At 70.8% G+C, this 25,419-nt stretch carries 17 protein-coding genes and 1 pseudogene; 8 read left to right on the plus strand and 10 right to left on the minus strand.

The genetic code is table 11. The features are described from left to right. Window positions 1-54: 54 nt before the first annotated feature. The 6 genes and pseudogenes from gyrB to dnaA all read right to left on the minus strand — a co-directional run bounded on the left by gyrB (window position 55) and on the right by dnaA (window position 8,970). Window positions 55-2,127, minus strand: a complete 2,073-nt coding sequence (gyrB, locus tag AB6N24_RS08430) for a DNA topoisomerase (ATP-hydrolyzing) subunit B (protein ID WP_412868958.1) — start codon at window positions 2,125-2,127, stop codon at window positions 55-57. A gap of 275 nt (window positions 2,128-2,402) precedes the next feature. Further along, the gene (locus AB6N24_RS08435; protein WP_412868959.1) at window positions 2,403-3,227 is read right to left on the minus strand and encodes a DciA family protein; all 825 of its coding nucleotides are present in this window, start codon (window positions 3,225-3,227) and stop codon (window positions 2,403-2,405) included. Then, window positions 3,217-4,548, minus strand: a complete 1,332-nt coding sequence (recF, locus tag AB6N24_RS08440) for a DNA replication/repair protein RecF (RefSeq protein ID WP_412868960.1) — start codon at window positions 4,546-4,548, stop codon at window positions 3,217-3,219. The genes AB6N24_RS08435 and recF overlap by 11 nt, the downstream gene beginning before the upstream one ends. Window positions 4,549-4,556: 8 nt before the next feature. Further along, a pseudogene (gene gnd / locus AB6N24_RS08445) lies at window positions 4,557-5,495 on the minus strand (phosphogluconate dehydrogenase (NAD(+)-dependent, decarboxylating)); the annotation flags it as partial. Between the two features lie 153 nt (window positions 5,496-5,648). After that, window positions 5,649-6,779 (minus strand): DNA polymerase III subunit beta, encoded by a 1,131-nt coding sequence (gene dnaN / locus AB6N24_RS08450; protein ID WP_412868961.1) that lies wholly within the window; start codon window positions 6,777-6,779, stop codon window positions 5,649-5,651. 736 nt (window positions 6,780-7,515) lie between these two features. After that, a complete protein-coding gene (dnaA, locus tag AB6N24_RS08455; protein WP_412868962.1) occupies window positions 7,516-8,970 on the minus strand; it encodes a chromosomal replication initiator protein DnaA in 1,455 nt (484 codons plus the stop codon). Window positions 8,971-9,612: 642 nt separating this feature from the next. Between dnaA and rpmH the strand changes: the two genes are divergently transcribed. From rpmH to AB6N24_RS08495, 8 genes are all read left to right on the plus strand, one after another. Beyond that, window positions 9,613-9,750, plus strand: a complete 138-nt coding sequence (gene rpmH, locus AB6N24_RS08460; protein WP_034225701.1) for a 50S ribosomal protein L34 — start codon at window positions 9,613-9,615, stop codon at window positions 9,748-9,750. A 10-nt stretch (window positions 9,751-9,760) separates the two neighbouring features. After that, entirely contained in the window at window positions 9,761-10,123 is a 363-nt protein-coding gene (gene rnpA, locus AB6N24_RS08465) for a ribonuclease P protein component (RefSeq protein WP_412868963.1), read from the plus strand. A 10-nt stretch (window positions 10,124-10,133) separates the two neighbouring features. Beyond that, entirely contained in the window at window positions 10,134-10,439 is a 306-nt protein-coding gene (gene yidD / locus AB6N24_RS08470) for a membrane protein insertion efficiency factor YidD (protein ID WP_412868964.1), read from the plus strand. Between the two features lie 22 nt (window positions 10,440-10,461). Beyond that, entirely contained in the window at window positions 10,462-11,589 is a 1,128-nt protein-coding gene (gene yidC / locus AB6N24_RS08475) for a membrane protein insertase YidC (protein WP_412868965.1), read from the plus strand. A 42-nt stretch (window positions 11,590-11,631) separates the two neighbouring features. Then, complete coding sequence (locus tag AB6N24_RS08480) at window positions 11,632-12,156, plus strand: Jag family protein (protein WP_412868966.1); 525 nt, start codon at window positions 11,632-11,634, stop codon at window positions 12,154-12,156. Window positions 12,157-16,067: 3,911 nt separating this feature from the next. Beyond that, entirely contained in the window at window positions 16,068-16,748 is a 681-nt protein-coding gene (gene rsmG, locus AB6N24_RS08485) for a 16S rRNA (guanine(527)-N(7))-methyltransferase RsmG (RefSeq protein WP_412868967.1), read from the plus strand. A 1,117-nt stretch (window positions 16,749-17,865) separates the two neighbouring features. Further along, the gene (locus AB6N24_RS08490) at window positions 17,866-18,882 is read left to right on the plus strand and encodes a ParA family protein (protein WP_412868975.1); all 1,017 of its coding nucleotides are present in this window, start codon (window positions 17,866-17,868) and stop codon (window positions 18,880-18,882) included. Beyond that, complete coding sequence (locus AB6N24_RS08495) at window positions 18,879-20,129, plus strand: ParB/RepB/Spo0J family partition protein (RefSeq protein ID WP_412868968.1); 1,251 nt, start codon at window positions 18,879-18,881, stop codon at window positions 20,127-20,129. Before AB6N24_RS08490 ends, AB6N24_RS08495 begins: the two co-directional genes overlap by 4 nt. A gap of 1,036 nt (window positions 20,130-21,165) precedes the next feature. On the opposite strand, the gene AB6N24_RS08500 is transcribed toward AB6N24_RS08495, so the two are convergent. The 4 genes from AB6N24_RS08500 to trxB all read right to left on the minus strand — a co-directional run bounded on the left by AB6N24_RS08500 (window position 21,166) and on the right by trxB (window position 25,414). Beyond that, window positions 21,166-22,176, minus strand: coding sequence for a D-alanine--D-alanine ligase family protein (locus AB6N24_RS08500; RefSeq protein ID WP_412868976.1), 1,011 nt, complete (start codon window positions 22,174-22,176; stop codon window positions 21,166-21,168). Between the two features lie 78 nt (window positions 22,177-22,254). Next, window positions 22,255-23,595 (minus strand): aminotransferase-like domain-containing protein, encoded by a 1,341-nt coding sequence (locus AB6N24_RS08505; RefSeq protein ID WP_412868969.1) that lies wholly within the window; start codon window positions 23,593-23,595, stop codon window positions 22,255-22,257. 482 nt (window positions 23,596-24,077) lie between these two features. Further along, window positions 24,078-24,419, minus strand: coding sequence for a thioredoxin (gene trxA, locus AB6N24_RS08510; RefSeq protein WP_412868970.1), 342 nt, complete (start codon window positions 24,417-24,419; stop codon window positions 24,078-24,080). Beyond that, window positions 24,419-25,414: a thioredoxin-disulfide reductase gene (trxB, locus tag AB6N24_RS08515; RefSeq protein WP_412868971.1), complete on the minus strand. Its 996-nt coding sequence runs from the start codon at window positions 25,412-25,414 to the stop codon at window positions 24,419-24,421. The genes trxA and trxB overlap by 1 nt, the downstream gene beginning before the upstream one ends. Between the last annotated feature and the right edge of the window lie 5 nt (window positions 25,415-25,419).

The following is a 25,419-nucleotide window of genomic DNA, read 5'->3' on the forward strand; positions in this document are numbered from 1 at the left end:
AGTGCTGCTGGTGACGTGCGGTGGGGCTGCCCGCGTGCGGGACGCGGGCGCGGCTCAGATGTCGAGGAACCGCACGTCCCTCGCGTTGCGCTGGATGAACGAGCGACGCGCCTCGACGTCCTCGCCCATGAGCACCGAGAAGATCTCGTCAGCGGCCGCGGCCTCGTCGAGGTTGACCTGCAGCAGCGTGCGGTGCTCGGGCGACATCGTGGTCTCCCACAGCTCCGAGTAGTCCATCTCGCCGAGACCCTTGTAGCGCTGGATCGCGTTGTCCTTGGGGATCCGCTTGCCGGCGGCCTGGCCGTCCTTGAGGTACTGGTCGCGCTCACGGTCCGAGTACACGTAGTCGTGCGGCGCGTTCGACCACTTGATCCGGTACAGCGGCGGCTGCGCGAGGAACACGTTGCCGTTCTCGATGAGCGGGCGCATGTACCGGAACAGCAGCGTGAGCAGGAGCGTGCAGATGTGCTGGCCGTCGACGTCGGCGTCGGCCATGAGCACGATCTTGTGGTACCTCAGCTTCGCGAGGTCGAAGTCCTCGCCGATGCCGGTCCCGAATGCCGTGATGAGCGCCTGGACCTCCTGGTTGGCGAGCGCCTTGTCCAGGCGGGCCCGCTCGACGTTGAGGATCTTGCCGCGGATCGGGAGGATCGCCTGCGTGCGCGGGTTGCGGCCGCGGACCGCGGAGCCCCCGGCCGAGTCGCCCTCGACGATGAAGATCTCGCACTCCTCCGGGCGGTTCGACTGGCAGTCGCGCAGCTTGCCCGGCATGCCGCCCGACTCCAGCAGGCCCTTGCGCCGGGTCGCCTCGCGCGCCTTGCGGGCCGCCATGCGCGCCGCGGCCGCCTGGATCGACTTGCGGATGACGTCGCGCGCCTCGGTCGGGTGCGAGTCGAGCCAGTCGCCGAGCTGCTCGTTGACCACGCGCTGCACGAACGCCTTGGCCTCGGTGTTGCCGAGCTTCGTCTTCGTCTGGCCCTCGAACTGCGGCTCGCCGAGCTTGATGGAGATGACGGCCGTGAGGCCCTCGCGGATGTCGTCGCCCGTGAGGTTCTCGTCCTTCTCCTTGATGATGTTCTTGTCGCGCGCGTAGCGGTTGATGAGGGAGGTCATCGCCGCGCGGAAGCCCTCCTCGTGCGTGCCGCCCTCGGTCGTCGTGATCGTGTTCGCGTACGTGTGCACCGACTCCGAGTAGGCGTTGGTCCACTGCATCGCGATCTCGACGGAGATGCGGCGCTCGGTGTCCTCCGACTCGAAGTCGATGATCTCCGGGTGCACGACCTCGACCTTCTTCGCCGAGTTCAGGTGCTTGACGTAGTCGACGAGCCCGCCGTCGTACTTGTACGTGACCGTGCGGCCCGCGGACGTCTCCTTGGCGGCGTCCGGCGCCTCCTCGGTGTCCGGGGCGTCGGTGATCTCGTCGGCCGTGCCGGTGTGCGCGGGGCGCTCGTCGGTCAGGGAGATCTGCAGGCCCTTGTTGAGGAACGCCATCTGCTGGAACCGCGCGCGCAGCGTCTCGAAGTCGTACTCGACGGTCTCGAAGATCGACGGGTCCGCCCAGAACGTCTGCGACGTGCCCGTCTCGTCGGTCGCCTCCTTCTTGCGGAGCTCACCGTTGGGCTTGCCGCCGTCGTGGAAGGACTGCTCCCAGACGAAGCCGTCGCGCTTCACGACCGTCTCGACGCGCGTGGACAGCGCGTTGACGACCGAGATGCCGACGCCGTGCAGACCACCCGAGACCGCGTAGCCCGCGCCGCCGAACTTGCCGCCCGCGTGCAGGATCGTCATGACGACCTCGACCGTCGGCCGGCCCTCGGTCGGGTGGATCGCGACGGGGATGCCGCGGCCGTTGTCGACGACGCGCACGCCGCCGTCCGCGAGCAGCGTGACCTCGATGTGGTCGCAGTAGCCGGCGAGCGCCTCGTCGACCGAGTTGTCGACGACCTCGGAGACCAGGTGGTGCAGGCCGCGCGCGCCCGTCGAGCCGATGTACATGCCCGGGCGCTTGCGGACGGCCTCGAGGCCCTCGAGGACGGTGATGGCGCTCGCGTCGTATCCGCCGTTGGACGATGCGGGGGTGGTGCCGTCGGGTGTGCTGGTTCCGGCGGTGCTGCTCTGCTCGGCCACGGGCGGTGGTGCTCCTCAAGGTCTCGCACGCGCGCGGAGGTGCCACTGACGCCCCGGGGGGCGGATCGAGGGCAGATCACTCCACGACGCTGGAGTTCCGGGCGCAGACGCGCCAGGAATGACCTTCACAGTCTACCTGGCGGACGAGCCTGGACCCCCGTTCTACGGGCACCTCACCCCGCGGGTGTCGCAGGCTGCCCCGGCCGCGTGGTTCCGGTGCGTGCCGTGGGGTGCCGGGGGTGGCCGTCGTGGGGGTCGCGGGCCGCGCTGCACGCTCATCCCCAGGTGTCCCGGGGCCCGCGGCCGGGGACCGACCGGGGGCCGCGCCCGAACCCCGGACCCGACGGCCCGACCACGCGGACCTCGCGCACGACACCCTCCCCGACGTCGTCCGCGAGGCGGAGCAGGAGCCGCGGCACGAGCAGCCGGACCTGCGTCGCCCACGCCGTCGAGTCGGTCCGGACCGTCAGGACACCGTCCTGGAACGTCTCCGGCTCGCAGTGGTCGGCGATCTGGTCACCCACGACCTCGCGCCACCGGCCGATCACCCCGCCGACCGACACGTCCTGCACCCAGCCGCGGTCGCGCAGCAGCCGCGCGAGGGTGTCACCGACCGTCTGCGGGTCGCGCGCGTCCTTGCCGGCCGAGCCCTTCGGCGGGTCCAGCGGACGGCGGCGGGGCTCCTGACCTGGGCGGTAGCCGCGCGCCCGGGCAGCGGCCTTCGCGCGGTTGAGCGCCTCGCGGGCCACCAGTGCCGGGGGAGTGAGGTCGACGAGCTCGCCGATCGGGACGCCGTCGGGCGCCTTCGGGGGCGCGGGGTCCGGCAGGACGTCGTCGGCGTCGAACGGCTTCTCGACCCAGGGGGTGCCGTCCTCGTCGGGCGGCTCCGGCGGGGGTGCGTCGGACGGGTGGGGCTGCGCGGGGTCGGCGGCCGCTCGCGGGGTCGGTGAGCGCCGGCGACGGCGCACGGGCTCGTCGCCGGACGAGAAGAGGTCGTCGCCGGCGCCGGCAGGGAGCCCGGGGACGGGGCCTGTCCACAGCCGATCCTGCGGTTCGGTGCTCCCGTCCGTGCTCCCGTCGCGCGGGTGCTCAGAGGACACGCGACACCTCGCCGGCCATGACGTCGACGCGCGCGCCCGCGAGCTGCTCCGGCACGTCGCCGGCGACCGCGGCCGTGATGATCACCTGCCGGGCGGGGGCCACGAGCTCCGCGAGGCGCGTCCGGCGCCGGGAGTCGAGCTCGGCGAACACGTCGTCGAGCAGGAGCACGGGCTCGCCGTCGTCGCCCCACCCGGTTGTCCACAGGTTGTCCACACCCGTGGACGACGGGGTCTCGTCCGGTCCCTGCGTCAGGAGCGTGTAGGACGCGAGGCGCAGCGCGAGAGCGAACGACCAGGACTCGCCGTGGCTCGCGTAGCCCTTCGCGGGCAGCCCGCCGAGGGTCAGGACGAGGTCGTCGCGGTGCGGGCCGACGAGGCACACGCCGCGCTCGATCTCCTTGGGGCGCAGCCGGCCCATGGCCTCGAGGAGCTGTGCCTCGACGAGCTCGGGCGTGGGCACGGGGGCACCGGCTGCTGCCGGGGAGCCCGCGGGGGCGTCCGCGCCGAAGGGCCCGGCGCCGGGGGAGGCGTCGCCCCGACCACCGCGCGGGCCCGGACCGTCGCGCCCGTCGGCGCCGTCGAGCGCCGCGTCGAGCGTCGAGCGGTACGACACGACGGCCGCGCCCTGACCCGAGCTGACCTGCTCGTACGCGCGCGCGACGTGCGGGCCCATCGCCGCGACGATCGCCAGCCGCGCGACGATGACCTGCGCGCCCGCCTGCGCGAGCTTCGCGTCCCACACGTCGAGCGTCCGCAGGTCGGCGCTGCCGCGCGAGCCGCGCACCGCCTGCGCCGCCGACTTCAGCAGCGCGCTCCGCTGGCGCAGGACGCGGTCGTAGTCGGCCAGCACCCCCGCGAGCCGCGGCGTCACGAGCACCGCGAGCTCGTCGAGGAACCGGCGGCGGCCGTCCGGGTCGCCCTTGACGAGCGCGAGATCCTCGGGCGCGAACAGCACGGTCCGCAGCAGCCCGAGCACGTCGCGCGCGCGCCCCGGAGCCCCGCCGTTGACCCGCGCCCGGTTCGCCTTGCCCGGCGTGACCTCGATCTCGACGAGGCTCGTGCGCTCCGACGCCCCCGTCGCGGGGTCCGCCTCGCGCACGATCCGCGTCCGCACCACGGCCCGGGACGCCCCCGCGCGCACGAGCGCCGCGTCCGACGGGACCCGGTGGCTGCCGAGCGTCGCGACGTAGCCGATCGCCTCGACCAGGTTCGTCTTGCCCTGGCCGTTGGGTCCGACGAGGGCCGTGATGCCCGGCTCGAGCGGGAGCTCGACGTGCGGGTACGACCGGAAGTCGGTCAGCGAGAGGTGCGCGACATACATCGGTGGGGCTAGCCGGCCGAGGTGACGCCGCCCGGGGTCTCCGGGGCGACGTGCTGACCCGCCGCGCGCACGGCGTGCCCGCCGAACTGCTGGCGCAGCGCGGCGACGGCCTTCATCGCGGGCGACGCACCCTGACGCGACGCGAACCGCGCGAACAGCGCGGCGGAGATCACCGGGAGCGGGACGGCGGCGTCGATCGCCTCGTCGACGGTCCAGCGGCCCTCGCCCGAGTCCTCGACCCAGTCGTCGATCGCGGCGAGCTCGTTGTCCTCCTCGAGCGCCTTGACCAGCAGGTCCAGGAGCCAGGACCGCACGACGGTCCCGCGCGTCCACGCCTTGAGCGTCCCCGGGACGTCCGTGACGATGTCCTTCGCCTCGAGCAGCTCGTAGCCCTCGGCGTACGCCTGCATCAGGCCGTACTCGATGCCGTTGTGCACCATCTTCGCGTAGTGCCCGGCGCCGACCGCGCCCGCGTGCACGAAGCCCTCCTCGCGGGGGCCCTCGGGGCGGAGCACGTCGAACACCGGCAGGACGCGCGCGACCTGCGCCTCGTCGCCGCCGACCATGAGCCCGTAGCCGTTCTCGCGGCCCCAGACGCCGCCCGAGACGCCGACGTCGACGTAGTTGATGCCCTTCTCCGCGAGGGCGGCGGCGTGCACCGCGTCCTCCGCGTAGTGGGAGTTGCCGCCCTCGATCACGAGGTCGCCCGCGGAGAGCAGCCCGCCCAGCTCGTCGATGACCGCACGCGTCGGGGCACCCGAGGGCACCATGACCCACACGACGCGCTCGCCCTCGGTCATCGCGGCGACGAGGTCACCCAGCGACGCGACGTCCGAGACGTCGGGGTTGCGGTCGTACCCCGTGACCTCGATGCCGCCCGCGCGCAGGCGCTCGCGCATGTTGGCACCCATCTTGCCCAGCCCGACCAGTCCGATGTGCATGAGGTCAGCCTCTCGTTCGTCGTGCCGGTGCGCGACCGGGCGCTGGGGCCGGCCCGCGCAGGTGCTCCCGGGGAGGGCGGTGCTGCCGGGCGGGCCTGCTCCGTCAGCGACGGAGCGGTGGGCCCGGGGCGGTGGTGCGCTCCCGGGGTGGCAGGAAGGTCAGCTCGCGAACCGGATCGGCACGAGCAGGTAGCGGTACTCCTGCAGGTCGTCGCCGTCGAGCGACTCCTGCCCGGTGAACTCGACCGGCTTGTTCGGGTGCGTGAACGACATGCGGACGAACGGCGTGGTGAGCGCGCCCAGCCCGTCGAGCAGGAACTGCGGGTTGAACGCGACCGAGATGTCCTCGCCGACCAGCGTCGCCTCGAGCGCCTCGGACGCCTGCGCGTCGTCACCCTGGCCCGCGTCGAGCACGACCTGGCCCTCGGTGAACGACAGCCGGATCGGGGTGTTGCGCTCCGCGACGAGCGAGACGCGCTTGGCGGCGTCCGCGAGGGTCTGCGTCAGCACGATCGCGTGGATGGGCGTCTCGTCCGGGAACAGGCGGCGGACGGCGGGGTAGTCGCCGTCGACCAGGAGCGAGGTCGTGTGGCGACCGCCGGCCTCGAACCCGATCAGGTCGACGCCCTGGCCGGTCGCGAGCGCGACGTTCACCGAGCTCGACGAGCCGAGCGACTTCGCGGCGTCGGACAGCGTGCGGGCCCGCACGAGCGCGACCGTGGAGATGTCCGGCGACGCGGGGGTCCACGTGAGCTCGCGCAGCGCGAGGCGGTAGCGGTCGGTCGCGAGGAGCGTGATCTTCTCGCCCTCGATCTCCATGCGGACGCCGGTGAGCAGCGGGAGCGTGTCGTCGCGGCTCGCGGCGATCGTCACCTGGGCGACCGCGTGGGTCAGGGCGTCACCCTCGACCGTGCCCGTGACGGCCGGCATCGCGGGCAGCGCGGGGTAGTCCTCGACCGGCATCGTCAGGAGCGTGAACCGGCTCGCGCCGCACGTCACGGTGACCTTCGTGCCGTCGAGCACCACGTCCACGGGCTTCGCCGGCAGGGCCCGGGAGATCTCCGCGAGCAGGCGGCCTGAGACCAGCACCGTGCCCGGCTCGCTGACGTCGGCGGCGATCTCGGAGCGGGCCGAGACCTCGTAGTCGAAGCTCGAGAGCTGGAGCGTGCCCGAGGAGTCGGCCTCGATGCGCACGCCCGCGAGCACGGGGACCGGGGGGCGGGTCGGCAGGCTGCGAGCCGTCCACGTGACTGCTTCGGCGAGAACGTCACGGTCGACGCGGAACTTCATGCCCCACCCTCTCGGTCCTGGGTCCCCGGACGCCGGTGACCCGCCGGCCCACGGCGGTCGAGCCGCAGGCGCTGCGAACCCGCGCTCGTGAGGAGCAGCGCCGCGGGACGACATGCGAGGGGACGCCTGGCTGCGGTGCGGGAGCACGGGTTGCTCGGAAGACTACGCGAGTGGCGATGACGCCGGTACCGGACTGTGGACGGCGTCGTGGGTGAGTCCTCGGCCGTCGTCGCCCTCGGTCAGCACGCCCGGTCGGTCGATCGGCCCGAGAGGTCTTCGAAGGTGTGTGGATTTCTCCGCTGAAGATGAGTCGTCATCGTCATAGCGTCTGTGCACTCTGTGGACAGTGGTCGTTTGCGCAGGTCAGGGCGTCTGTACGGCTGTGCACGGAGTGTGGGTCGGACCCGTGGACATCTCCGGGCCCCGGTGGACGGGAAGAAACGTCACGGCGTCGTCCACGGACACGGGGTGTGTCGTCCACATGCGTGCAGCGTGTCGTCCACCGTCATCCACAGGTGTGTGCACAGGTGTGAACATTCGTCCCATGCCTCGCTCCGACCCCGGTCGAGATTGTCCCCAGACTTGTGGACGGGGTGTGGAAACGACGACCGACACCCCGCGAGCCCCGCGTGGCGACGTGCGTCCGCGCTGTGCACAGGGTGGGGACACGGACGGGTCGGCACAGCACGAAGGGCCGGGGACACGTGTCCTCCGGCCCTTCATGACGGCGTGGGTGTCAGCCGCGGTTCTGCTGCTTGATCCGGTTCGTGAGCTCGGTGACCTGGTTGTAGATCGAGCGGCGCTCCGCCATGAGCTCGCGGATCTTGCGGTTCGCGTGCATGACCGTCGTGTGGTCGCGGCCGCCGAACGCCTGCCCGATCTTGGGCAGCGACAGGTCCGTCAGCTCACGGCACAGGTACATCGCGATCTGCCGGGCCGTGACCAGCACCCGGGAGCGGGACGAGCCGCACAGGTCGTCGATGCTCAGCCCGAAGTACGCGGCCGTCTGCCCGATGACCTGCGTCGCCGTGATCTCGGCGGTGTTGTCGTCGGTGATCAGGTCCTTGAGGACGATCTCCGCGAGCGACAGGTCGACCTGCTGCCGGTTGAGGTTCGCGAACGCCGTGACCCGGATCAGCGCACCCTCGAGCTCGCGGATGTTCGTCGAGATCTTCGACGCGATGTACTCGAGCACGTCGTCGGGCGCCTGGAGCTTCTCGCTGCCCGCCTTCTTGCGGAGGATCGCGATACGCGTCTCGAGGTCCGGCGGCTGCACGTCCGTGATGAGGCCCCACTCGAACCGCGACCGCATGCGGTCCTCGAACCCGTTGAGCTGCTTGGGCGGCAGGTCGGACGTGATGACGACCTGCTTGTTGGCGTTGTGGAGCGTATTGAACGTGTGGAAGAACTCCTCCATCGTCTGTTCCTTGCCCTGCAGGAACTGGATGTCGTCGATGAGGAGGACGTCGACCTCGCGGTAGCGGCGCTGGAACGCGCCGGCCTTGTCGTCGCGGATCGAGTTGATGAAGTCGTTGGTGAACTCCTCGGAGTTCACGTACCGCACGCGCACGCTCGGGTAGAGGTTCTGCGCGTAGTGCCCGATCGCGTGCAGCAGGTGGGTCTTGCCCAGTCCCGAGTCGCCGTAGATGAACAGCGGGTTGTAGGCCTTCGCGGGGGCCTCGGCGACCGCGACCGCCGCGGCGTGCGCGAACCTGTTCGACGAGCCGATGACGAAGGTCTCGAACAGGTACTTCGGGTTCAGCCGAGCCGGCTCCGTCGGGGGGACCGGTCTGCGCGACGACGGGCGGAACGGCTCGCGGGCCGGCTCGTCGTCCTCGTCGTGGTCCGAGCCGCGCACCGGGCTGTGCTCGGCGACGGGCGCGGGGAGAGGCCGGAGCTGGGGACCGTCGCCGTCGATCGGGGCGAGGTCGGCGTCGACCGTGATCGCGAAGCGTGCCTCGCGGCCGAGGGCCGAGGACAGCGCGCTGACGACCTCCGTGCGGACCCGGGTCTCGAGGTACTCCTTGGTCAGGTCGTTGCCGACCGCGAGGAGCATCGTGCCGTCCAGCAGTCCCAGCGGCTTCGCGAGCTTGACGAAGGCGAGCTGCCGCGGCGTGATGTCCGGGCTCTGCTCGAGCTCGACGACGGCGTCGGTCCAGACACGGGTCAGCTGCTCGTCCTGTGGTGACACGTCCTACCCTCGCTGCCCGTTGTCGTGGCCGTGAGTCTCGCACGGTCACTCGATGATCCACACCTTTGTCCACAGCCTGTGTGCGGTGCGTCGAATGGCCCCGTGGCGGGGCGGCGGGTGGCGGCGGTTGCCCTGGGCCTTGCGCCTGCCGACGGGTGGACGTGCGATCCGGCGGAGCGCCTGGGCGCCCTCGGACCGTCGCGACGACGCACGATACTAGCCGCCGTCGCCGGTGCTCCGGGAGGGGCGGCGGGTGAGAAAGCCGGTCGCCGGCGTGTCGCGCCGGGCCACAGCGCCCGGGGGTGGCAGGGTGCCGGGCCTCCGGGAGCAGGTCGGAGCGGGTGGAGCGGGTGGGCCGGGTCGCCGGCCGGTGAGGACGGGAACGCCCTGGCGTGGCGGCGCTCACCCTGACGGGCTCGGCGTCGTCGTGGGTAGTCTCGGTGCGGCGCTTCGTGCTGCCGTCATTTGACCCCCGTGCCCGGCGCGGCGTAACGTTGTGCAGCCCTTCCTGATGGCTCCTGCTGGCGCGCCATGACGCCGGACACGGTCACCCGTGTCGACACCGGAGCAGTCGAGCTCGGCACCCTGACCTGGTCGTGCGCGCTGCGCGCGATCACTGCCCCGAAGTACTTGGAGACCCTCGTGAGCAAGCGGACCTTCCAGCCGAACAACCGGCGCCGCGCCAAGACGCACGGCTTCCGTCTGCGCATGCGCACGCGCGCCGGCCGTGCGATCCTCGCCGCTCGTCGGCGCAAGGGTCGCACGGAGCTCTCGGCCTGACGCCTCTCCGGTGCTGCCTGCCGCGCACCGGATGCGCCGTCCCGCCGAGTTCGAGCGGGCGGTGCGCCGCGGTGCGCGCGGCGGACGTGAGTCGCTCGTCGTGCACCTCGTGACTGAGACCGACCCCGGACCTGGTCCGGTGGTCGGTCTCGTCGTGTCCAAGGGCATCGGCAACGCCGTGACGCGGAACCGGGTCAAGCGGCGGTTGCGGGCGCTCGTGCGTGAGCGGCTCGGGACCATGCCGGCGGACGCGGGCGTCGTCGTCCGTGCGCTGCCTCCTGCGGCGGTGCGCGACTACGCGTCGCTCGGCGAGGACCTCGACATCGCGCTCAAGGTCGCCGCCAAGCGGGCCCGACAGCGCGCCAGCGCCTGAGAGACATCCCATGACCTCACGTCCGGCGCAGGCCCTCCGGCTGCTCACGCGGCTGCCGGGCCTCGTGCTGATCGGTCTCGTGTGGGTGTACCAGACGGTCATCTCGCCGCTCACGCCCCCGACCTGCCGGTTCTACCCGTCGTGCTCGCAGTACGCCGTCATCGCACTCACCCGCCACGGCGCCCTCCGGGGCACCTGGCTCGCCGTCCGACGCGTGCTGCGGTGCCACCCCTGGAACCCCGGGGGTGTCGACGACGTTCCGCCAGCAGCGGAGCACCGGCCTCGCTCTTCTCGCACGGCCCACGCCGCGCACTGACCCCAGCAAGGAGCTCTGCCACATGTCGTGGTTCGACGGCCTGCTCTACCCGATCATGGTCGCGGTGGCCTGGATCATGGTCCAGTTCCACTCGCTGCTGACCAACCTCGGGCTCGACCCGGAGTCCGGTGCTGCGTGGGGCCTGTCGATCGTCGGCCTCGTCATCGTCATGCGGATCCTGCTGATCCCGCTCTTCTTCAAGCAGATCAAGGCGTCCCGCGGGATGCAGTTGCTCGCGCCCGAGATGCAGGCCATCCAGAAGAAGTACAAGGGGAAGACCGACCCCGCGTCCCGTGAGGCCATGAGCCGCGAGACGATGGAGCTCTACCGCAAGCACGGGACCAACCCGTTCGCGTCGTGCCTGCCGATCCTGGCCCAGTCGCCGATCTTCTTCGCGCTCTTCCGGGTGCTGTACTCCCTCGGTCCGCTCGCCGACGGCACGTACCCGAACGCGGAGAACCCGAGGCCCTCGATCGGCCCCCTGACCGCGGAGCTCGCCGGTCAGGCCGAGTCCGCCACGATCTTCGGCGCACCGCTCTCCGGCACCTTCCTGGGGTCCGACGACATCCAGGTCAAGATCGTCACCGTCCTGCTGATCCTCGCGATGTCGGCGACGACGTTCCTCACGCAGCGCCAGCTCACGATGAAGAACATGCCACCCGCCGCGCTGCAGGGGCCGATGGCGCAGCAGCAGAAGATGCTCCTCTACTTGATGCCGATCATCTTCGCGGTGTCGGGCGTCAACTTCCCGATCGGTGTCCTCATCTACTGGACCACCACGAACCTGTGGTCCATGGGCCAGCAGTTCTACACGATCCGCCGCATGCCGGCCCCCGGCTCGCAGGCCGAGATCGCCCTCAAGGAGCGGCGCGCCCGCAAGGCTTCTGCCAAGGGGAAGACGCTGGAGATCGAGGAGACGCCGTCGACGGTGCTCGACGAGAAGCCGCGCACCGGTCAGCGGACGCAGCCGAAGCGCAAGGACCGCGCGAAGCCCCGACCTGCAGGCACGACAGGTGGTGCGGCAACGGCCTCCACTGCCTCCACCGCCTCGACGGCCGACTCGGCGGCGAGTCCCTCGACACCCGACGACGGGCCCGACGAGCCTCCTGCCAAGCGCGTCAGCACGACCAAGCCCAAGCCCAAGAAGTAACGCTCACCCCGGCACCGAGCCGACTCCCGAGGAGCAGCACCGATGACGCCTGCAACCGAGCAGCCCAGCACGCCACCCGCCCCCGACGAGGTCCCGTCCTCGCGCCTCGAGGAGGAGGGCGAGATCGCGGCCGACTACCTCGAGGAGCTCCTCGACATCGCCGACCTCGACGGGGACATCGACATCGACGTCGACCACGGTCGAGCGGCCGTCGAGATCATCGCCGAGGGTGGATCCGAGCGCGCTCTCCAGCGCCTCGCCGGCGACGACGGTGAGGTCCTGGACGCGCTGCAGGAGCTGACCCGGCTCGCGGTCCAGGCCAAGACGGGGGAGCGGAGCCGGCTCATGCTCGACGTGGCCGGGTACCGCGCCGCACGAAGGACCGAGCTCATCAAGGTCGCCGACGAGGCGATCGCCCGGGTCAAGGAGAGCGGCGCCGACGTGGCGCTCGACCCGATGAACCCGTTCGAGCGCAAGGTCGTGCACGACGCGGTCGCCGCTGCCGGGCTCGTGAGCGACTCCGACGGTGTGGAGCCGGCGCGTCACGTGGTGATCAGGGCGTCCTGATCTCGACAGCGTCTCGCAGTGCCTCGAGGGCGGCCGATCGTGGATCGGCCGCCCTCGGGGCGTTCGGGTGGTGACGCGGCGGGGACGTGTTGCGCTCGTTCGTGTCGGCCATCCGATCTCTCTGCGGCGCGAGGGCTGGGGCTGTCGACCTCGGTACAACCGATGACGGCTGGAGTAGTCGCCGTGCCTTCTGTGGCGCCGTGCGAGACGGGCGCCTGCGCCGGTGAGCGAGGGGGAGAGGGCCGACTCTCGGTGGCGGAGCGCTTCGGTTGTTTCACGTGGAACGTGACGGGAGCTTCGCACTTGGTACTGCCTGGGCTTGTGGCGCGGACACCTAGCCGCCGGGAAGGTGCGGAAGTCAGGGACGTATGGCGACGCGGAGGACTCCGTCGCGCCGTGCTGCAACGTAATGGTGGCGCATCACTGCCCCGCGCGGTGCACGCTGTGCGCAGTGCGCCGCAGTTGTGTGGCCGCGCCGAGCTGTGCCGCGCTCGGCTGTGCCTCGCCGTGCCTGGCCGTGCCGGGCTATGCCTCGCCGTGCCGGGTGGTGCCATGCTTGTCCTACCGTGCCCTGCCCGCCCGTCGTGCCGCCGCGTCGCGGACACGACGCATAGCCGGGTCCCGCGTCGTCCCGACGGTCTTGTTCGTGTGTTGTCGTGCGGTACGACCCGCGAGTATCTCGAGTGCGCCGCGGGATTCCGGCGCACGAGACGCAAGTGCGGCTCGTTGCAGTGCCGGGGAGCACCGTTCCACGTGAAACCCCACGGGCCTAGCCGGAAAGGGGTCGCTCAATCGCGTCCACCCGGATAGCCCGCCTGTGCCGTCTTGCTTGAGCGCGGTCGGATGTGCAGCAAGAAAGCGGGTGAGCAGGCCCCCACGGTGACAGTGGCTGCGACTGTCAGCTCGGCCCGCGACCGGCTCAAACAGCGTCGTGCCGAACGAGCCGGGGGGCGGCGCTCGGGCCCGGCGCCGTCGATCACGTTGTAGCGGGGTGCGAGCGTGCGCGCGCACCCGTCCCCAGATCCCATGGCTCCACCAGCGGACGCAGCTCACCGCTGAGGCCCGCGGCTGTGGCAGCGCTGGTGTGGCTCGCTTGTCCGGAGCAGCGGCTTGAGTCCTGCGAATCAGGGGGCGGTCGGCCGTGTTGTACCCCGGCAGCGCCCTTCTCCGTCAGCTCGCGGGCACGGCGAACGCGCTGCAGGACAACAGGAACCCGCGTCTTCCGCGACAGCCAGACGCGGCTCGACGCGGCTCGACGCGCATGGCTGGCCGTACCACCCCGCGCGCGCTGCGGCTCAACAGAACGGCCAAGTCGTCCGTGACGGCCGAGTGCGGCCCCGGCGCGCATGGGCCGGCCGCGCCCCGGTGACGGCGGCGCTGATCGGGCGTGCGCGCTCGTGGGGTAGCGGCGCCGAGCGGTCTCTCTCCGATCTGTCCGAGTTGCCGCGTCTCCGCGCGGCCGACGGCGGCCCGTCAGTGGCAACTTTGCCGTGCACGACCGAGCCTCTGGCGAGAACAGGACATCCGCTCCGGCCGCGGTCCCCGAATCCATAGGACCGCCTGGACACCACGCCGACGAGACGGGAGGAAGACAACAAGAGGTGGCCTGTGGCGCCGTCCGCGATCAAGGCGGCGGCTCGGCGGATTGCGGGAGAAGACGGGCTTGGCGATGCTGCGGGACTCGCGACCGGCACCGTTGAGAGTCGCAAATTTTGACCTCCAGGCTCCGGTCCGGGCTGGCTGCCGCGCCGGAATCGGCTACCCACCGACACGCGGTGTAGATGCGCCCCGAGGAATCAGCAGCCACGACCTTCGGATGCGGGTTCGACACTCGAACGCTGTCCCGAGCGCCGCGGGCCGTAGAGGAGGACGTTCGACGGCAGGATTCGTGATGGGGAGTCGACGTCGAACTTGGCGGAGGCCGTGCACGACATCCCGCTTGCCAACCGCATCGCCATCGCCATCGCCCCTGCCACCAGACCGCCACCGCTACTGCACTGGTACGGCTACGGCTACTGCCACCGTCATGGTCACGGGCACAGCCACGGCTACTGCACTTACCACTGCCACTGCGACTGCCACGGCTACGGGCACCGCCGCGGCTACGGGCACTGCCTGCGGTTATGGGCACTGCCTGCGGTTATGGCCACTGCCACTGCCACTGCTATTACTGCCACGGCCACCGCCAACGGCACGGCCACCGTGGGGCATTCCCGTTACGTTCATAGCGCGGTCCGCGGCGGGCGGGTGTGGGAGGCGCTCACGCAGCGCGGTGGTCTCGACCGCCCGTTGCTCGGCTGTCTGACGCTTGATGGGGGCCGCACCCGGCCGGCTCGGCACCGCGCTCGCGTGCGGCTTCGTCATGCTGCTCTGCTCCACATTCGACTACGGCCTCACGCATCGCCGCCTCCGGTTGCGGCTCCGAGCGATGCGGTTCCTCACCACCTTCGGCGACGACGCCTTGCGTCCCTGCCCAACGGCTTCGGCGTACGGCGGCACTGCCGTGGAGGTCGGGCGTTCTCGTGCATTTCGGGGCCTCGAGGGTCTTCGCCGGTCGCGCGCTAGACGCGGCGACCATCGAGCCGGGGGACCTCGTGCGCTGGACGCCCTCCGGTAACCCGGCTACTGCGATGACGCATTGGGGTGCTGCATCGTCGAGACGCTGCGGATCGTGTGTCCGATCACGCACATGGGAGCGCCCGCAGTACGCCGGTCGGGACGGTACGGAGCAGCGCCCACCCGCCCGTGCGGATCGTCCCGGACCGGGGCCCCTCCCGGTTCCACGTGAAACGATCGATTGAGGAACGAGGTGGAACGACCGTCAGGGAACGAGCAGGCGAACATGGTGTCGGGTGATGCTTCGCCACGTGCGTCGGCCAAGTGTTGGCTCAACACGTCGCCGTCGCCCTGGGTGGTTCGCGCTGACGCTGTCTGGAGCTCTGGTAGACCCAGCCTTTCGTCGCCAGCCATCCGTCGCAGGCGGTGCTTCCCTCAGCTAGTAGCTTGGCGCGTTCCTACTGAGGCTCTGCCACCTAGACGACCGGACTTCCACCACGTGCTGCTTGCGTTGGAGGGGCGCGAGGGCCTCCGCCCAGCTCAGTGAGCACTTCATGCCGCTACGCGCCGGCTCTCAGGCGGCGCGTAGCGGCCCGGATGGTCCCTCAGGCTGCCTTGTTCCACGTGAAACAGGCCTCCATCCTGCCCGGATCGTGAGGCCTGTTTCGTCGTCTTGGCAACGCACGATGACGGGTGGCGACGGTCAGGAAGGGTGCGATCGCGACACGCGCTCGGCCGCCGCCACCTTTGCTGATGGCCTCGGCATCCCACCTCTAGCACATCCGCGTGCGGGCGGACCCCCCGCGGTGTTCCGCCTGGAGAGCGATCTCGGAGCAGTCATGGCGGCCGCTCTGCTTGTTTCACGTGGAACGGTGAAGCTCGGACGAGCTCCTCACGACATCGACGCACTGTCCGGGGCGCCGAGGTGTCGCGATCGTGCTCGCAGACGGCTGCCGAACGCGACGCAGGAGGCTTGGACGAGACATTCTGCTCATGGCTCGCCAGTCCTCCGCAGGCGCTCCTCTGCGGTCGTGCAAGCCCGTAAGTGGCCAGCACCGATCGGACTGTCCGCGACGCCCGGCCGCCGCTGTGCGACGGGGGGTGGCCGCGGCGGTTTTGGCCGTGGAGGGAGGCGCGAGGGCGCGGAGTGGTTGCAGGGAGACGGCTGTGCGATGCCCGGTGGCGCCCTGCCGGCCTGGGGTGGGTGTGGACGAGTTGATGTGCACAAGCCACGGGGCGGCACACGTGGATGCGAACGAGCAGACGGTACGGTGGGCCGCGCACCAGTGTGGTGACGAGGCGGCGGCCTCGATCAAGAGGGCCTTCATGGCTCCTTCAGGAACGGGGCGAGGTGCATGAACGGGGCTGAAACGGACGACGCGATCATGCTGCCGGACCCGCTCGAAGGAGACCCGCGGCTGCCGACGTACTTCGGCGACTCCTGGGCGGCTGTCGAGAGCTTTCGCCGGATGCTCGTGGACGAGGGCGTCCTTCGCGGCCTCGTCGGCCCGCGGGAGGTCGGCCGCCTGTGGGAACGACACTTGTTGAACTCGGCAGCGGTCGTCCCGTTCCTGCCGCAGACCGGTGTCATCGTGGATCTCGGGTCCGGGGCCGGCCTCCCGGGCGTCGTCGTTGCGGCCATGCGCCCGGAGGCACAGGTGGTGCTGCTCGAGCCGATGGAGCGGCGATGCAGCTGGCTCCTCGAGGTCGTGAACGAGCTGGGCTTGACGAACGCGACCGTCACTCGTGCACGTGCAGAGGATGTCCACGGAAGTCTCACGGCCGACGCGGTCACCGCGCGTGCGGTCGCCCCGCTTGACCGGCTCTATCGATGGGCGCTTCCCCTCCTGACCAGTGGGGGAGTGCTTGTAGCACTGAAGGGCGGTCGAGCAGCCGACGAGGTGCAGGCAGCAGGCAAGGTCGGCAAGCGTCTGGGCGCCGGGCAGGCATCCATCCATGCGGCTCACACGATTGATGGTGTCGATGAGACCACAGTGGTTCGCGTCGTTCGGGAGGCTGTTCGCGGTGTTCGGTAGGAAGAAGCGGCGCCAGGACCCCATCGCAGTGCCGGCCAGTCCCGACATCGACTCGTGGGTGCCGGCCACATCGTCCACGCCAGCAGGCGCCCCGGCGGGCACGGCAGCCACAGCGGGGGGCACGCCTTCTTCGTCGCCACAGCTAGCGCGCGGTGACCACTCGACACACGAGTCAGCGGCTTCCCACGAGGCGACAGACGTGGCGGAACCGGTGTCGACGACCGTGTGGCCATCCGTGGAGCCGCAGGATCCCAGTCCGACTGAGGCGTCAGGAGGCGCCCCGCGCTCCCACACCGACCTGCAGTGGCAGGAGACCGGGACGTCGTCCGCGCCTAGGCAGAGCGAGGTCGAGGCGACCGCGGCGCGGGTTCTACCTCCCGAGACTCCCGGTGGCAACACCGATCCTGCTCTCGTCGTCGATGCCGACGACACGTCGCGAAAGGCCGTCCTCGAGCATTCGATCGGCGCGGCGAGTTCGGTGCGCGAGTCCACGGCCGATGTGGGTGAGGACAGGGCTGTTTCACGTGAAACGGCGGACGAGGCGGATAGCCGGACACTCCCGACTGACTACACCCACGCTCGAGATGTCCTGCCCAGCGGGAGCGGGACGGCGGACGTCCAGCCGGCGAACCTCCAGATGGAGGATCCCTCTTCGCTGGGATCGACGGCTCCAGCGTCGACCGACTACGCGCCGAGCAGGGACCTCCACGGCACACACTCGCCACGCGACGAAGAGCAAGGTGCCGACCTGAGGGCCGTACAGCCGACAGCCGAGGCCAGCGATTCAGAGGGCCTCGGGGCGGCACCGGGGCACTTCGACACGCCACCGTTGCCGGTCGATACCGCCGGGCCGTCGATGCCTGATCATGTGCACGGCACTCTCCACGAAGCGCCTGACGGCGCAGAAGCAAGCGAGCAGATGAACGACGGTATGACGGTCGCCCCGATCCAGGACCAGGGGCAGCATGACGGAATCGACGACGTATCAGTGAGCGTCGCACCCGAGGACGGTCTCGTCGATGCGCGCGTGCTCGATGCCTCGGGTGCGGACACCGACGATCTGCACCGCGATGCGCTCGTGCAGAGCCTCCCGGACGTCGGCGACGACACGCCGCTGATGGCGCAGATCCAGGAGGACGCTCGCCGTCGTATTCAGCTGCGGGGGCGGAAGTTCCCGCGACCGGCGTCGACGCGCGTCATCACGGTGGCGAACCAGAAGGGCGGCGTCGGGAAGACGACCACGACCGTGAACATGGCTGCGGCTCTCGCGCAGGCTGGTCTCAATGTGCTCGTGCTGGACAACGACCCGCAGGGCAACGCCTCGACCGCGCTCGGTATCGAGCACCGCGCCGGGACGCCCTCGATCTACGAGGTCCTCGTCGAGGGGGCCAGCATGGCGGAGGCCGTGCAGGAGAGCCCCGATGTCCCACGGCTCTGGTGCCTGCCGGCAACGATCGACCTGTCCGGCGCGGAGATCGAGCTCGTGTCCATGGTGGCGCGCGAGACGCGTCTGCGATCGGCCCTCGACGCGTACCTCCGTGGACGTATCGAGGCCGGACTCGAGCCGATCGACTACGTGTTCGTCGACTGCCCTCCGAGCCTCGGGCTCCTGACGGTCAACGCGTTCGTGGTCGGCCGCGAGGTGCTGATCCCTATCCAGTGTGAGTACTACGCGCTCGAAGGCCTGAGCCAGCTCCTCAAGACGATCCAGCTCATCCAGGCTCACCTGAACCCGGACCTGCACGTCTCGACGATCCTGCTCACCATGTACGACGCGCGAACCAACCTGGCGCAGCAGGTGGCCCAGGAGGTACGCGAGCACTTCCCGGAGACCACCTTGCGCACGTCGGTTCCGCGGTCGGTCCGTATCTCTGAGGCGCCGAGCTACGGCCAGACCGTGATGACCTACGACCCGGGCTCTACCGGCGCGCTGGCTTACCTCGAGGCGGCACGCGAACTGGCCGAGCGCGCCATCGTCGCCGCTCCGGGCGGCGACATCACCCCCAATGACCGACCGACATCCGACGTCCCGGCGGACGACCAGGACGGACTTCCCGGAGAGCGCGACGGCGCGCTCGCCGAGGTCCGGTCCGGCGCGCACGGCGACGCGACCCACAAGCAGGAGGACAAGTGAGCGAGAAGCGTCGGGGGCTGGGCCGCGGGCTCGGGGCCCTCATCCCCAACGGGCTGGACGGCCAGCGGGCGTCGGACGCTCAGCGTCCGGTCGACGTGTTCTTCCCCGACAACCGCAACGGGGCCGCCGAGGCGGACCTCCCGCCCGATCCCGTGACGCGGCCTGTTTCACGTGGAACAACAGCAGCGCCCGCGAATCCCATCGCCCCCGCCACGACGTCTGCCGAGACGGTGGCGTCGACTGACCGCGAGCTGTCCGTTGATGCGACGCAGTTGGAGACGGCTCCCGACCGCGCTGCGGGCGACGCGACTGCCGCCACGCCCGCGATGACGGAGGTCGACGGGACCGACGAGGCATCCCAGGATGCACCTGCGAACTTCAGGGGAGGACGGCGACCAACCGGCCCGACAGAAGACCTGGTGCCGGTACCGGGAGCACGCTTCGCCGAGCTCCCCGTCGAGTCGATTCGCCCTAACCCACGACAGCCCCGCTCGGTATTCGAGGAGGAGGCGCTCGAGGAGCTGGTCGCCTCGATCCGCGAGGTCGGTGTTCTCCAGCCTGTCGTGGTCCGGCCCGTCGCCGGTGACCAGTACGAGCTGATCATGGGCGAGCGCCGGTGGAGGGCTACCCAGGCCGCCGGCATGGCAGTCATCCCCGCGATCGTCCGGGAGACCGGGGACAGCGACCTCCTCAGGGATGCGCTGCTGGAGAACCTGCACCGCTCGCAGCTCAACCCGCTCGAGGAGGCAGCGGCATATCAGCAGCTGCTGGATGACTTCGGCTGCACGCACGAAGAGCTCGCCACCCGCATCCATCGCTCGCGTCCGCAGATCTCCAACACGCTGCGGCTGCTGCGGCTTCCTCCGCTCGTGCAGCGACGGGTGGCTGCCGGCGTGATCTCCGCTGGACACGCACGCGCTCTTCTGGGGCTCGCCGACGGAGCCGCGATCGAACGACTGGCTCAGCGCATCGTCTCCGAGGGGCTGTCGGTACGTGCGGTCGAAGAGATCGTCGCCCTCGGTGGTGATGCCGAGACACCTGCTGCGCGGCGTCGGCCCAAGGCGGGGGAGCGGAACGAAGCGCTCGACGAGTTGGCGTCCCGGCTGTCCGATCGGTTCGAGACGCGCGTGAAGATCAATCTGGGCAAGGCCCGTGGTCGGCTCACGGTCGAGTTCGCGTCCGTTCAGGACCTGAATCGCATCTTGGAGAGCCTGGCGCCCGAGGACCCGGGGCTCCTCAAGCCATGAGCGGTTTCACGTGGAACACCGGTGGACGGTGAGTGTGGACCGCCTGGGCGACCTCAGGGACGCCTGAAGCGCACCTCCCGTCGACCGCCGCGCGGAGCTCTCACGCACGAAGCACGGAACGCACTGAACGCATGGAACCCACTGAACGCACTGAACGCACGGAACGCACGGAACGCACTGAACGCACGGGGCATTGACGCACGGCGTCGCACGCACGGTAACGAGGTGGGGCTCCGTAGCGATCGGAGCCCGAGCGCTCGGAGGTGCCCGACTCGACGCACGCCGCGCGGATCGGCGAGCACGCACCGGCGCGGAGCGGACGCACCCAGCCGTGACCGCCGACAGGCAGACCGTGGGCGTGTGCCAGCGGCACCACCCGCAGCGATGGTGCCGGGTTCGATCGTTGCCGCCTGACGATCGCGGCGGCCACCGCGCTGAACGATGGTGGTGCCTCGGCGAACTGCGCTCCGCGACCCGGCGCGACGCACCGCACCGTTTCACGTGGAACGATGCGCTGACTCCCGAGATCTGACGCCTGGCATGCCCGTGACGCATCGGTCACCCACGCCTGCCCTGAAAGGCGCTCCTGATAGAGGCAGGCTGCGGTCGCTGTGCGTCGCGGGCGCGCCCGCTTGTCTTGCAAGCCAGCGGGTTCGGGCTGACGCAAGCCGGCGACTCGTGTCCTTCCGCTGCGTCCCCATAGCGTCGTCCGTCGAGGACTGCCGATCCGTCACCGGCGGGAGTCGTTGTTGCGCGCCTGGTGACGACCGGCCGGAGGCCCCGCGGCGAATGTCGGGAATAGGGTCTCAAACGGACCGCCACGGCCGACGAGTCATGTGATGACTTCCTGGCCGCGTCAGCCGACAAACCGATGTAGGTGTCCGGTCCCGTGCGACAACGTCCAGCTGCGCTGGCGCGTCCAGCTCAGGCACCGCATCTCGGTCAGCGACCGCACCTCGCTGAGCCACCGCACCTCGCTGAGCGACCGCACCTCGCTGAGCCACCGCGTGCCGCTGAGCCATCGCGTCACGCTCAACTATCGCGTCCCGCTCGTCATTCTGCGCACCCGCTCAGTCGGCGCGTCGCGCTCAGCCACCGCATCCCGGAGCGCCGTCTCGACCAGCGACCGGTACAGGTCGCCGAGCTCGTGCCCCGCAGCCTCCGCCGACTGAGGGAGGAGCGAGGTCTCCGTCATCCCGGGGGCGACGTTGACCTCGAGGAAAGACACGGACCCGTCGGGACCGACGATCAGGTCGGTGCGCGAGAGGTGGCGGAGCCCGAGCGCCTCGTGGGCGGCGACGGCGACAGCACCGGCCCGCTCGGCGATGTCGCGAGGCAGTCGAGCGGGCGCGAAGTACTCGGTGCGCCCCGGGTTGTAGCGAGCGTCGTAGTCGTACGGGCCGTCCGTGACGATCTCGACCGCAGGCAGCGCTTGGACGCCATCGCCCAGGTCCACGACGCTGACCGCGAGCTCGGTCCCGACGACCGCCTGCTCGATGAGTGCGGTGTCGCCGTAGGCGAAGCACTGGACCATCGCACGGGGGAGCTCCGCAGCGTCGGTCACGAGGCTCACGCCGAGAGCCGAGCCGCCGCGGGAGGGCTTCACGACGAGCGGCAGGCCGAGGCGTGCGGTGACCGCGTCGAGCACGCGGGAGGCGCCGAGCTCCCGGAAGAGACTCTGCGGCAGCGTCACAAAGTCGGGCGTGCTGATCCCGGCGCGAGCGACGACGGTCTTGGCGATGGGCTTGCTCCAGGCGACACGGCTTTCGCGGGGGCCTGTGCCGACCGTGGCCAGCCCGAGGAGCGCGAGCACGTCGCGGACGGAGCCGTCCTCGCCGCTCGCACCGTGCAGGAGCGGCCAGACGAGGTCCGGCTGGGCGTCGACCAGCGCAGGAACGAGGTCGGAATCCACGTCGTGGACCGTGACCTCGACGCCCGTGGACCGTAGCGCCTCGGCGACGCGCCGGCCCGAGCGCAGCGACACGTCACGCTCGTGGGACAGCCCTCCAGCGAGGATGACGATGCGCCGGTTGCTGGCGAGGGGCATGTCGGTCACGTGCGTCGAGGCTCCGGGGTCGTGGATGGTGCGAGGGCGAGGAGAACGGTCCGTGGCGCGGTGAGACCCTCAGGACACGTCCGGGCCGGGGGACTGGACGTCGTCCCGGATGGCGCCGAGCCCGGCACCGAACAGCGAGACGAGCTCCGACTCGCCCGCGACGACCCCGGCCAGCCGTCGCACGCCCTCGCGGATGCGCTCCGGCGTGGGGTAGCAGAAGGACAGGCGCATGTGGTCGCTGCCCTGGCCGTCGGCGTAGAAGGCGGTACCGGGGACGTACGCCACCCGGGCGGTGACTGCGCGCGGGAGCATCGCCTTGGCGTCGAGCCCGTCGGGGAGGCGGACCCAGGTGTAGAACCCGCCGTCGGGCACGGTCCACGTCGCGTCGGGCAGGTGCTCGGCGAGCGCGCCCATCATCGCGTCGCGCCGCTCGCGGTACATCTCGCGGAACGCCTTGACCTGGCCGCGCCAGTCGCAGGTCGTCAGGTAGGCGCTGATCGCCAGCTGCGAGGCGTTGGAGGGGCAGAGGATGGCCGACTCGGACGCCAGCACGAGCTTCTCCCGCACGGCGTGCGGTGCGACGGCCCACCCGACGCGGTAGCCGGGTGCGAAGGTCTTGGAGAACGAGCCGAGGTAGATGACGCCGTCCTCGTCGAGCGAGCGCATGGCGGGGATCGGGTCGCCGTCGAAGCCGAGCAGGCCGTACGGGTTGTCCTCGAGCACGAGAACGCCGTGGCGCCTGCAGATGTCGAGGATCTGGGGACGCCGCTCGGCGGAGAGCGTCACGCCGGCGGGGTTGTGGAAGTTGGGGACGGTGTACAGCAGCTTGACGCGGCGGCCCTCGACGGCGAGCCGGCTCAACGTCTCCTCGAGAGCGGCCGGGACGAGCCCGTGGGCGTCGAGCGGGACGTGCACGACATCGGCCTGGTACGCCCGGAACACCCCGAGCGCCCCGACGTAGCTCGGCGCCTCCGCGACGACCACGTCACCGGGATTGACGAAGAGCCGCGTGACAAGGTCGAGTGCTTGTTGCGACCCGGTCGTGACCACCACATCGTCCGGGTGCGCGTGGATCCCCTCGAGGCGCATGACCTCGAGGATCTGCTCCCGCAGCGTCTCGTCGCCCTGGCCGGACCCGTACTGCAGCGCCGTCGTGCCGCGCGTCGCCACGACGCGCTGGGCGACGTCGGCGATGACGTCGAGCGGCAGGCCGTCGAGGTTCGGCATCCCGCCGGCGAGCGAGACCACCTCCGGCCGGTTCGCCACAGCGAAGAGCGCGCGTATCTCGGAGGCGCGCATGCCGTGCGTGCGGTCGGCGTACGCGCCGAGCCACGGGTCGAGCCGCGTCCCTGCGGCGGTCGTCGGAGAGGTGCCCGACGTCGTGCCGCCGGTGGGAGTGTCCTGGCTCATCCTCCGAGTGTCGCACGCACCTCCGGTGGTCAGCCGGTGCGTCCGCGCACCTCACCCGGCCGTGTCGTGGCCGGGCGGGACGGCGACGAGCAGCGTGAACACCTGGCACGCGGTCGGGCGACGTGCCGGCGCGGTGCCCGGAGGAGACGGTGCGGTGGCCAGAGGAGACGGCGCTGCGCCCGGCGAGGCAGCCGCTCGCGGGAGAACCGGAGTCGATACACGGAAACGCCGACTGAACCCCGGCCGACTCAGCCCGAGCACGACTCGTCCTGAGCAAGCGTCAGCCCCGGTGAGCCTCACGTGGAGCATGACTAAGCCCGAGCACGTCGCAGCCCGAGCGCGCCGCAGCCCGAGCACGCCCTAGCCCGAGCGCCGCAGCCCGGGTAGGCCCCACCCCGAGCACGCCTCAGCCCCCGTGCCCGCATCGCTGCGCGCCCGGGGGCTGAGTCGAGGTCCTCGCCGACAGGGCGGGACCGACGGCGTTACGCCTGCGCGCCCACCTCGGCGAGCACGCCCTCGATCTCCTGGGCGATGAGCTGCTTCGGCCGGGCCCCCGACAGCGACCGCACGAGCTCACCGCCCGCGTAGAAGTTGAGCGTCGGGATGGTGAGGATGCCGTACTGCCCGACGGTCACGGGGTTCTCGTCGGAGTTCATCTTGACGATCTTGACCCGGCCGTCGTACTCGACCGCGAGCTCCGCGAGCACGGGAGCGACCATGCGGCAGGGCCCGCACCAGGGCGCCCAGAAGTCGACGAGCACGGGCACGTCGGCGCCGAGCACCTCGGCCTGGAAGGTCTCGTCGGTCACGTGGACGTCGGTCATCACGCCTCCTGGAGGATGTCGGCCTCGGGGGAGACGGGGCCCTCGGTGCCGACGTCGCCGAGCCCGGTCAGGTAGTGCTGGGCGTCGAGCGCAGCCGCGCAGCCGGAGCCGGCGGCGGTGATCGCCTGACGGTAGGTGTGGTCGACGGCGTCGCCGCAGGCGAAGACACCTTCGAGGTTGGTGAGGGTCGAGCGGCCCTGGACGACGATGTAGCCGTTCTCGTCGAGCTCGACCTGCCCGTGCAGCAGCTCGGTGCGCGGGACGTGGCCGATCGCGACGAACACGCCGGTGGCGGGGTGCTCGCGCGTCTCGCCGGTCACGGTGTCGCGCAGGGTCACGCCGGCGACCTTGTCGGTGCCGTTGATCGCGACGACCTCGCTGTTCCACGCGAAGTCGATCTTCGGGTCGTTCGCGGCCCGGTCGGCCATGATCTTGGAGGCGCGGAGCTTGTCGCGCCGGTGCACCATCGTGACGCGCTTGCCGAAGCGCGTGAGGAAGGTGGCCTCCTCGACGGCGGAGTCGCCGCCGCCGACGACGATGATCTCCTGGTCGCGGAAGAAGAACCCGTCGCAGGTCGCGCACCAGGAGACGCCGCGCCCGGACAGGCGCTTCTCGTCGTCGAGCCCCAGCTCGCGGTACGCGGAGCCGGTCGCGAGGACGACGGCGCGCGCGGTGAACGTCTCGCCGCCGCCGGTGACGACGGTCTTGGTCGCGCCGCGGAGCTCGACGGAGACGACGTCGTCCCAGAGGACCTCGGCGCCGAACTTCTCGGCCTGCTTCTGCAGGTTCTCCATGAGCTCGGGGCCCTGGATGCCGTCGGGGAAGCCGGGGAAGTTCTCGACCTCGGTGGTGTTCATGAGCGCCCCGCCGGCGGTCACGGAGCCGGCGATGACGAGCGGGGCCAGGCCGGCGCGGGCCGCGTAGATCGCGGCGGTGTATCCGGCGGGGCCGGAGCCGACGATGATCAGGTCGCGCGGGGCAGACTGCTCGGTCACGTGAG

Source organism: Cellulomonas jepli (genome assembly GCF_047229345.1).
Taxonomy (GTDB): domain Bacteria; phylum Actinomycetota; class Actinomycetes; order Actinomycetales; family Cellulomonadaceae; genus Cellulomonas_A.